Raw genomic sequence first — 1,170 nt, forward strand, 5'->3', positions numbered from 1 at the left:
GGCCGGGGTTGTTTGTTTGCATTGGTGGTAGAGTTTGGGTGGTCTCCCGGACACACCCGTCCGGGAGACCAGCGGCCGGCGACCGTGCCGGGGTCGGGTTTGCACCCGTAGTCATCAAGGTTCCCGGCCGCTTCCTTTTCCCGCTTGGAGAGTTGATTGGGCCTCTGGCCAACACCACGCCCGCAAACAATCCGAAGCACGATCAGGATACCAGTCCCATGACCAGACTCAAGGACGCTCCCGACCGGGTGCTTGGCATCGATGTCGGCAAGGCAACGCTCACCGTCTTCGACAGCCGGGCCGGCACGCTTTCGGTCATCGACAACACGGCTCCCGCCATCAAGGCACTGTGCGAAGACCTTGGCCCCGACACGCTCGTCGTCTGCGAGCCGACCGGCGGCCATGAAGCCCTGCTGCTGGCAGAGCTCGCGGCCGCAGGCATCGCCTGCCACCGGGCCGACACCCTCAAGGTCAAGGCTTTCCTGCGCTCCTTCGGCACTCTCGCCAAGACCGATGCCATCGATGCCCGCGCCCTGGCCCGCTATGCCCAGGAGCGCTGGCAGCTCCTCGTCCCGTTCGCCCTGTCGCAGGCCAGGCAGGCCGAGTTGGCCGCCCTCGTCGCCCGCCGCAAGGATCTCGTCGATCTCAAGGTGGCGGAGACCAACCGTCTCAAGGCGCCGGGAATGGCGCAGGTGCGGGCGTCCTGCAAGGTGGTCCTGCGCTGCCTGCAAGGCCAGATCGCCCGGATCGATGCCGCCATCGAAGCCGTGCTGGCCAAGAGCCCGTCCTTGGCCCGGCGCATCGCCGTGTCCCGCTCGCTGCCGGGCGTCGGGCCGCGCACCGCCATAACCCTCGCCGCCATGATGCCCGAACTCGGCAGCCTCACACGCCGGCAGGCGGCCTCGCTGGCAGGCGTCGCCCCGCATCCCAGGGACAGCGGCACCCTAAAGGGCTACCGGCGAATGCGCGGCGGACGGACCACCATACGACCCGTCCTGTTCATGGCAGCGCTCGCCGCAAGCCGCGCCAAGGGCGAGCTGCGCCTGTTCTATCAACGGCTTGTCCAGAACGGAAAGAAGCCAATCGTCGCCATCGCCGCTCTCATGAGAAAGATCGTCGTCATCCTCAATGCAAGGCTCAGAGATCAGATCCAACAACAGAGTTGATGAC

At 66.4% G+C, this 1,170-nt stretch carries 1 protein-coding gene; it reads left to right on the forward strand.

What is annotated here, in order from left to right:
• Positions 1-218 precede the first annotated feature (218 nt).
• Positions 219-1,166, forward strand: a complete 948-nt coding sequence (locus P2PM1_RS18550; RefSeq protein ID WP_186400086.1) for an IS110 family transposase — start codon at positions 219-221, stop codon at positions 1,164-1,166.
• Positions 1,167-1,170 lie beyond the last annotated feature (4 nt).

It is taken from the genome of Stappia sp. P2PMeth1, assembly GCF_900185735.1.
GTDB lineage: Bacteria > Pseudomonadota > Alphaproteobacteria > Rhizobiales > Stappiaceae > Stappia.